We start from the raw sequence: 7,622 nt of genomic DNA, 5'->3' as shown, positions 1-7,622 counted from the left end.
ACAAGTCGGGCGACACGCTGGTCGAGCGCATCGCGCGCGACGGCCATGTCCTGGCCGATCGCGCCATCGTCACCGACGACGTGCCGCGGATCCAGGCGCAGGTGAAGAAATGGATCGACGACCCGCGTGTCGAGGTGGTGATCACCACCGGCGGCACCGGCGTCACCGGGCGCGACGTCACGCCGGAGGCGCTCGAGGCGCTGTTCGAGAAGCGCATCGATGGCTTCGGCGAGGTGTTCCGCTGGATCAGCTTCCAGAAGATCGGCACCTCGACGATGCAGTCGCGCGCCACCGCCGGCGTCGCCAACGCGACCTACATCTTCGCGCTGCCCGGCTCGACCGGCGCCTGCCGCGACGGCTGGGACGACATCCTGCGCCAGCAGCTCGACATCCGCTATCGCCCCTGCAATTTCGCCGAGCTGATGCCGCGCCTCAACGAAGGCCGCCCGCCGCGGAGCGGCTGAACGGTGATAGTGCGCGGAGCGGCTGAACGATGATCGTACTCGGAGCGGTTGAACGATGATAGTGCGCGGAGCGGCAGGGCGATGATCGCGCCGAGCTGCCGAGCGATGATCGCGCGCAGTGGCTGAGCGGTGATCGCGAGCCTGCTGGCCGCGCTCCGCGAGCGGCCGGCGTTTGCCGCGCTGGCGGAACGCGATCTCGTGCGATTGCCGGCGATCGGCACGGCGCATGGTCATGTACGCCTGCCGAAGGGGCTGCTGGCGCGCGTCGCCTACGCCCACGAGGGCGACGCGGGGGCGGCGGCTCGGCTTGCGACCCAGGCCGCAGGGTTCCGCCATCTGGCGCCGGCCGGCCGCACGCCGCGCCTGCATGCGGTGATCGAGCCGCGTGTCGGCCTGCCCGGCGGAGCGCTGATCGTCGACTGCATCGAGGGCCGTGCGCCCGACCTGCCGGCCGAGTTGACGGCGATGGCCGACACCCTGGCGCGGCTTCACGCCGTGCCGCTTCCCCCGTCCGGCTCGCCGATCCCGCGGCAGGAGAATCCCTTCCGCGCCACGCTCGAGGCGGTCGAGGCTGGCGCCGCGCGGTTTCTCGACCAGGCCATGCCGGATCCCCGCGCGCGCGCCGGGATCGTCGAGGAGCTGCAGGCGATGCGCGTCCTGGCGCGCGCCGTTTCCGATCGTCCGCAGCCCCTGACGATGGCGCTGGCTGACACGCATCCCGGCAACTTCATCGTCGATCTGAACGGCATCGACTGGTTCGTCGACCTCGAGAAGGTCCATGTCGGCTCACCCGCGATTGATCTCGCGCACGCCACCCTGCCGACCTCGACCCTGTGGGATCCCAATGTCGGGACAATCCTGTCGCGCCGTGACGTCGAGGATTTCCATGCGGCCTATCTCGCAAGGGTCGGCAAGGCACAGGCGGCGGCGCTCGAGCCGTGGCTGCTGCCGATGCGCCGGCTCACCTGGCTGCGCACCATGCTGTTCATGGCGCGCTGGCGGGTCCAGACGCGCAGCCCGCGCGATCCCGCCGATCCCACGCAATGGAGCGATGCCGGGCTCGATCCCGCGATGAAGGCCCACATCGACGCCCGCATCGACGACGCCTTCCAGCGGGATACCATCCGCGGCATCCGGGCCGAGTGGATGGAGGCTTGACGAGTTCCTGTTTTGTTCTCATGATTCGTTCATGAGGCCGAAAGCGCCGCCGGACTACCCCGACGACCCGATCCCCGAGCCGGTGCATCGCGGCCGCGGCGCGCTGTCGAACGAATCGAGCCGCTACGACAGCGAGAAGCGAATCCGCACGACCGACGGCTGGGAGGCGGGCAGCCCGGAAGGTGGCGCCTCCGCCGAAGCCGCCGATGACGACGACGCCCTGCCGCCGCTGCGCACCACGCTGACGCGCGACGCCACGCGCACGATCCTGGCACGCAATTCGTCGCCCGACATTCCGTTCGATCGCTCGATCAATCCCTACCGCGGCTGCGAGCACGGCTGCATCTACTGCTTCGCGCGGCCGACCCACGCCTATCTCGGCCTGTCGCCCGGGCTCGATTTCGAGACGAAGATTCTGTTCAAGCCCGATGCCGCGGCGCTGCTGACCGCCGAGCTCGCCTCGCCCAAGTACCGGCCCGACGTGATCGCCATGGGCACCAACACCGATCCCTACCAGCCGGTCGAGCGCGAGCTCAAGATCACGCGCCAGATCCTGCGCGTGCTGAGCGACTTCAACAACCCGGTCGGCATCGTCACCAAGAACCACATGGTGACGCGCGACATCGACATCCTGGGCGGCATGGCCAGACGCAATCTCGCCGAGGTGTTCGTGTCGGTGACGACGCTCGACAAGGACCTGGCGCGCACCATGGAGCCGCGCGCCTCGGCGCCGCATCGAAGGCTCGCGGCGATCCGCGCCCTTGCCGCCGCCGGCGTGCCGGTCGGCGTCATGACCTCGCCGATGATCCCCGGCCTCAACGATCACGAGATGGAGGCGATCCTCGAGGCGGCGTCTGACGCCGGCGCGACGCGCGCGGGCTTCATCGTCCTCCGGCTCCCGCTCGAGATCAAGGAACTGTTCGAGGAGTGGCTGCGCCAGCATCGGCCCGACCGCGCCGAGCGCGTGCTGTCGCTGATCCGCCAGCTCCGGGGCGGCGCGCTTTATCAGGCCGAGTTCGGCAAGCGCATGCGCGGCGAGGGTCCGATCGCCGATCTCCTGGCCTCGCGTTTCGCTGTCGCCGTCAAGCGCCTCGGCCTCAACAGGCAGCGCTACCGGCTCGACACCGCCCGCTTCCGCGTTCCCGAGGCGGCGCGCACGGCGCTGGTCGACGCCAGGCGCGACGCGCGGCAGCTCAAGCTGCTCTGACGGCCTCTCTTCTTGGACCGCCGGCGCTCATGCGGACCGCGGGCGTCCCGCCCGCTCATGGAGCGCGCCACTCCAGTGGTGCTCTTCTTATTGATCATGCCATCTCATGAGCGCCACTGGAGTGGCGCGCACCCGGCAAAGACTCATGAGCGGGCGGGACGCCCGCGGTCCGGAAGATCATGAGCGGGCGGGACGCCCGCGGTCCAAATGAACGGCTCCGCGAGGGTTCTTGGCTTCGTCGAGGAGCGCAGTCATGATCCAGCGTCGCATGAGGGAGAGATCGACGTCATGGCCAACAACCCACAGGTGCTGATCGCCGGCGCGGGCCCGGTCGGACTGACGATGGCCAACGAGCTGGTGCGGCGCGGCATCGGCGTGCGCATCGTCGACAAGGCGCCGGCGCGCACCGACAAGTCCAAGGCGCTGGTGCTGTGGAGCCGCACGCTCGAGCTGCTCGACGACGCGGGTTACGTGAAGGGGTTCCTGTCGGCCGGCATGCAGGCGCATGGTGCCACCATCTCGACCGGTCGCGAGATCGTGGCCAACGTCTCGCTCGATTCGATCGACAGCCGCTATCCGTACGCCCTGATGATCCCGCAAAGCGAGACCGAGCGTGTCCTCGATGAGCACCTCGTTGCCCGCGGCGTCACCGTCGAGCGTCCCGTGGAGCTGACGAAATTCACCGACACGGGCAGCGGCATCGAAGCAACGCTGAAAAAGGCGAGCGGCGAGACCGAGACGGTATCGGCCGACTGGCTGATCGGCTGCGACGGCGCGCATTCGTCAGTGCGGCACGGGCTGGGTTTCGCCTTCGAAGGCTCGACCCTGCAGAGCGACTGGGCGCTGGCCGACGGCTTCATCGCCGGGCTGGAGCCCAAGGACAGGCTTCACATCTTCTGGCACCGCGACGGCATCCTCGCCTTCTTTCCCATCGTCGGCGATCGCTGGCGGGTCATTGGTGATCTCGGTGCGGCCGAGGGCGAGAGCCATCGCGCCGATCCCACGCTGGAGGAGATCCAGGCGCTGCTCAGCCATCGCAGCGGGCGGGATCTCGTAATGACCAACCCCTATTGGCTCGCCTGCTTCCGCATCAACGAGCGCAAGGTGAAGGACTATCGCAAGGGCCGCGTCTTCCTCGCCGGCGACGCCGCCCATATCCACAGCCCGGCCGGCGGCCAGGGCATGAACACCGGCATGCAGGATGCCTTCAATCTCGCCTGGAAGCTCTCGCTGGTGATCCAGGGCAGCGCCAGGCCGGCTCTGCTCGACAGCTACTCGCCGGAGCGCAGCGCCGTCGGCGACCGCGTGCTGCGCAACGCCGGCCGCCTGACCGAAGCGGCCATCGCCCGCAACCCGATCGTCCAGGGCGTGCGCAACACGATCGTGCGCTTCGCTACCAGCTTTCCGCTGATCCAGCACAAGATCGCCGACCAGCTCTCGGAGATGGATATCGGCTATCCCGACAGTCCGCTGACTTTCACGGACGGCATCGGCGGGAGCGGACCGAGCCCGGGCGAGCGCTGGCCGCATCCCTTGCCCGAAGGCCCGCAGGGCGCGCGCTTCACCGCCATCGGTCCGGCCGCCGCCGTCGCCGCCCTGGCGCGGAATTTCCCCGGCCTGGTGGTGGCGAAGCCCAACCCGGAGATTACCCTGCGCCTGATCCGTCCCGACGGCTATGTCTGCTTCGCCGATGCCCATGCCGATCGGGCGCTGGCGGAGAAGTATCTGGCGGGGATTGCCGGCTGACCTTGCACCTCATCCGCGAGCGCGGGCCAGGGATGCTGCGATGTCGCCGAGTGATCGGAACAGGACAAGTGGATCGTCCCTCGAGGGGATGAAGCCGCGACGGCGCCAGAACGACGGCAAGCGCAGGCGATGGGCGAGTCGGCCGTGCGACCTGATGGGTAACGGCCCAGCAATGCCCGGCAAGTTGCCCGAAGGCCGTTCGTCGCGATCATTTCCGCGCTGCCCTCGCGCGGAACGATTGATAGGTGGCGCAACAGACGATAAGGCAAGCGCGCGGTCGACGGCACTCAGGGCTGCTCCGCGACCTCACCAGTAACCTCGTTGGCCGGGAAATCGAGAGGCACGTTGTGAACCCGACGACTGCGCGCTGTGACGGCATGGCGACCTGAGCGATGGCCATGGCCAATACCGATCTCACCCTCGAGCAGGCTCTTCATCGCGCCATCGAGTGTCACAAGGCGGGGAACCTGCCGGAAGCCGAGCGGCTGTACCGGGCCATCCTGCAGACGCAGCCGTCCCACGCGTTCGCCAACCACAACCTTGCCTCCCTGGCCGTCGGTGTCGGCAGGATCGCCGAGGCCTTGCCTTACTTCGAGGCGGCCTTGCGCGCGGCGCCGCAGCAGGAGGCGAGCTGGCTGAGCTACGTCGCCGCCCTCGCCAACTGCGGCCGTCTGGCGGACGCCCGGCGCGCGCTCCTGCAGGCGAGGGACTCCGGAATTGCAGTCGCGTCGCTGGAGGCACTGGAGGGACGGTTGCCGCGCGAGCCCACCGCGGCCGAGATCGGCACGCTGCAGCGTGCCGTCGAGGCAGGATCCTTCACCGACCTCGAGCGCGCCGCCCTTCCGCTCACCGAGGCGTATCCGCAATCGGCGCTGGCTTGGAAGGCATTGGGTCTCGCGCTGGTCGCGACGGCGCGGCCGCAGGAGGCCCTGCCTGTCCTCGATCGATCGCTGGCTCTGAGGGCCGACGATCCGGAAGTGTACGCCTACCAGGGCGACGCCTTCCGCAGGCTCGGTGACACGGCGCGCGCCGAGGCAAGCTACAGGCATGTGATCGCGCTTCAGCCCGCCGCTGCCGCGGGCGCCCATCTGGAGCTGGGCAAGCTGCTGTTCGCACAGGACCGCTTCGCCGAGGCCGAGGGGCACTTTCGGCGGGTGACCGAGGCGCAGCCGGCACTCGCCGAGGCTCACAGCTCCCTCGGCACCACGCTTCGCCATCTCGGCAGGCTCGACGAGGCCGAAGGATGCTTCCGCGAGGCCGTGGCGCGCGATCCCGGCAACACGCATCATCACTACAATCTCGGCAATCTCCTGCGCGATGCCGACCGGCCGGTCGAGGCGGAGGCGCCGTATCGACGCGCCCTCGAGCTCGATGCGGACAACCGGCTGGCGATGAACAACCTCGCCGAGACGCTGGTCGAGCGCGGTCGCTTCGCCGAGGCGCTCGATCTCCTCCGGGCCGCGATCGCCCGCCATCCCGATTACGCCACGGCGCACTGGAACAAGAGCCTGCTCGATCTTCGCCTCGGCAACTTCGCCGAGGGATGGCGCGGCTATGAATGGCGCTGGCGCTACGAAGGGTTCCCGACCCCGCGGCGCGACCTGCCGCGGCCGCTGTGGCTCGGCGAGGAGTCGGTCGACGGCAAGACCGTCGCCGTGCCCTGGGAGCAGGGGCTCGGCGATACGATCCATTTCTGCCGCTACCTGCCGCTGCTCGAGGCGCGCGGCGCCAGGGTGCTGTTCGCGCCGCAACGGCCGCTGCGGGGGCTGATGAAGGGTCTACCCGGCAGTGTCGAGCTGATCGACCTCGGCGACCTCATCGAAGGTCGCGTGACGTACGACTTCCAGGTGCCGCTGATCAGCCTGCCGCTCGCCCTCGGGACGGCGAGCGATAGCATTCCGAACGGCGTCCCCTATCTCCGCGCCGATCCTGCGCGCGTCGAGCGCTGGCGGGACAGGATCGGCGGTCATGGCTTCAAGGTCGGCATCTGCTGGCAGGGCAACACCGGCGCTTTGGATCGCGGCCGATCCTTCCCGGTCACGTGTTTCGCCGGCATCGCCCGCCTGCCCGGCGTCCGCCTGATCAGCCTGCACAAGGGCGAAGGCCTCGAGCAGCTGTCCAACCTGCCCAATGGCCTGCACGTGGAGACGCCGGGCGACGGCTTCGACGCCGGTCCCGACGCCTTCGTCGATACCGCGGCGGTGATGACCCACTGCGACCTGGTCATCACGTCGGACACGGCGGTGGCACATCTCGCCGGCGCGTTGGGCATCAGGACGTGGGTCGCGCTGAAGGCCGTGCCCGACTGGCGCTGGCAGGACGATCGGACGGACAGCCCGTGGTACCCCACCCTGCGGCTGTTTCGTCAGAGCTCGCGTGGTGACTGGCAGCCGGTGTTCCGCGAGATCGAAGCCGAGCTCGCGCGCCTGCTCGAAGCGGCCGGCCGCTCGCGGACGCCGCGGGCGCGTGCGGGGGCGCCGTCGGTCCCGGTCTCGTGGGGCGAGCTGGTCGACAAGATCACGATCCTCGAGATCAAGAGCGAACGCCTGCGTGACGAGCGGGCGCGCGCCAACGTCGGCCGGGAGCTGGCCCTGCTGGCCGCCGTCGTCGATCCGGAGCTTGCGGCGTCACCCGATCTCGTGGCGAGGAAGGCTGCTCTGCGTGCGGTCAACGAGGCCTTGTGGGATATCGAGGACGCCCTGAGGCAGAAGGAGGCGACGGGACAGTTCGACGATCGCTTCGTCGCGCTGGCCCGCTCGGTGTATCGCCAGAACGACCAGAGGGCCGCCCTCAAGCGGCAGATCAACGAGCTCCTGGGCTCCGAGCTCGTCGAGGAGAAAAGCTACGAGCCGTACTGAGCGGCGCATCTCTTCTTGCCGGAATAACGCGTCATGCGCTGGGAGCGCGCCACTCCGATGGCGCTCATGCTTCCTTACTTGGACCGCGGGCGTCTCGCCCGCTCATAGCTCATGGGAAGAGCGGGCGAGACGCCCGCGGTCCAAATGAAGTGCATGAGCGCCATCGGAGTGGCGCGCTCCCAGCCATGA

At 69.0% G+C, this 7,622-nt stretch carries 5 protein-coding genes; all 5 read left to right on the top strand.

What is annotated here, in order from left to right:
• Positions 1-464 (top strand): molybdenum cofactor biosynthesis protein B (moaB, locus tag AB7O82_RS21120; RefSeq protein ID WP_428620106.1); only part of this gene is annotated, 464 nt, incomplete at its 5' end.
• 129 nt (positions 465-593) lie between these two features.
• The gene (locus AB7O82_RS21115) at positions 594-1,622 is read left to right on the top strand and encodes a phosphotransferase (protein ID WP_428620104.1); all 1,029 of its coding nucleotides are present in this window, start codon (positions 594-596) and stop codon (positions 1,620-1,622) included.
• Positions 1,623-1,653: 31 nt separating this feature from the next.
• Positions 1,654-2,829, top strand: coding sequence for a PA0069 family radical SAM protein (locus AB7O82_RS21110; RefSeq protein ID WP_428620102.1), 1,176 nt, complete (start codon positions 1,654-1,656; stop codon positions 2,827-2,829).
• Between the two features lie 288 nt (positions 2,830-3,117).
• Positions 3,118-4,575, top strand: coding sequence for an FAD-dependent monooxygenase (locus AB7O82_RS21105; protein WP_428620100.1), 1,458 nt, complete (start codon positions 3,118-3,120; stop codon positions 4,573-4,575).
• 398 nt (positions 4,576-4,973) lie between these two features.
• Positions 4,974-7,433: a DUF6165 family protein gene (locus AB7O82_RS21100; RefSeq protein ID WP_428620098.1), complete on the top strand. Its 2,460-nt coding sequence runs from the start codon at positions 4,974-4,976 to the stop codon at positions 7,431-7,433.
• Positions 7,434-7,622 lie beyond the last annotated feature (189 nt).

The organism is Reyranella sp. (genome assembly GCF_050185545.1).
GTDB lineage: Bacteria > Pseudomonadota > Alphaproteobacteria > Reyranellales > Reyranellaceae > Reyranella.
This window is presented reverse-complemented; position numbering and strand designations above follow the sequence as displayed.

Coding starts and splice junctions, on each gene's coding strand:
- AB7O82_RS21110 (WP_428620102.1), top strand. CDS start 1,654: ATGAGGCCGAAAGCGCCGCCGGACTACCCCGACGACCCGATCCCCGAG.
- AB7O82_RS21105 (WP_428620100.1), top strand. CDS start 3,118: ATGGCCAACAACCCACAGGTGCTGATCGCCGGCGCGGGCCCGGTCGGA.
- AB7O82_RS21100 (WP_428620098.1), top strand. CDS start 4,974: ATGGCCAATACCGATCTCACCCTCGAGCAGGCTCTTCATCGCGCCATC.